1 protein-coding gene is annotated in these 294 nt (G+C 42.2%); it reads left to right on the forward strand.

The genetic code is table 11. The annotated features are described in order from the left end of the window. The coding region (locus HC026_RS12535) for an IS30 family transposase (RefSeq protein WP_168926223.1) at positions 1-294 on the forward strand (294 nt) is incomplete at both ends.

Raw genomic sequence — 294 nt, forward strand, 5'->3', positions numbered from 1 at the left:
ACGACCAAAATCTGTCAATCAGCGATTAGCTTTTGGTCATTGGGAAGTCGATACGGTACTTTCTAGCCGAGGTCAGTCACGAGCATGTTTGGTCACTTTTGTAGAACGTAAAACCCGGCTTCTATGGGCTATCAAAGCCCCTAATCGCACCGCCAAGGCCTTAAATGATACCTTTGGAAATTTTATGGGGACCTTCGGTTCCCAAGTGAAATCTATAACTGTTGATCATGGTAAGGAGTTTGCCGATTATCGATCCATAGAACAAGACTATCAGATTAAAGTTTATTTTTGTCA

The organism is Secundilactobacillus angelensis, from assembly GCF_012641075.1.
Lineage (GTDB): Bacteria > Bacillota > Bacilli > Lactobacillales > Lactobacillaceae > Secundilactobacillus > Secundilactobacillus angelensis.